Origin of the sequence: Vibrio sp. 10N.222.49.C9 (assembly GCF_041474985.1) — a bacterium.
Lineage (GTDB): Bacteria > Pseudomonadota > Gammaproteobacteria > Enterobacterales > Vibrionaceae > Vibrio > Vibrio crassostreae_C.
In genome coordinates this window covers 1-467 of the sequence record NZ_JBFRVD010001410.1, presented here as the reverse complement: position 1 = coordinate 467, position 467 = coordinate 1, and the positions used below count along the sequence as shown (strand labels likewise).

Below are 467 nucleotides of genomic sequence, written 5' to 3'. Positions count from 1 at the left end.
TTTCAAAGTAGCTAGAACTGGCGCGTATCCACACCTCCATGCCGCTGGCTTGCTCGAAGGAGGTGATTTCTTCAACCTTGTCACTGGTTAGCAAGAGTTCACTCACCCCTTTTAGGATAGGGGTACTGAAGTCGATGATCTTCTCTCGACGTTCTGTAATGGTAAGGTTTGCTACCGCAATATCACCATAACCCTCATTCAAAGCATCAAACAGTTCGTCTCTGGCGACTGGAATGATTTTAACCCTCATAAAAGGGTGCGCCTTCTTGAGGTTCATTTCGAAGTGATGAAGCTGTTCGGCGATAATGCCTTTGGGCCTGCCACCCTCGACATAATAAAAACCAAGGTCAGCGGATACTAATGCGCGTACTACGCCCTTCTCTTTAAGGGTTTTATAGTCACCAGTATAGGTATTGTTAAGTAAAGGTGACAGCTCCAATGCTTGTGTAGAAAAGGATAGTAACGAT

The 467-nt window shown here is 45.4% G+C and carries 1 protein-coding gene; it reads right to left on the bottom strand.

What is annotated here, in order from left to right; all coding sequences use genetic code 11:
* Positions 1-467, bottom strand: a 467-nt coding sequence (locus AB4585_RS28530; RefSeq protein WP_372172139.1) for a transporter substrate-binding domain-containing protein, incomplete at both ends; no start/stop codon positions are given.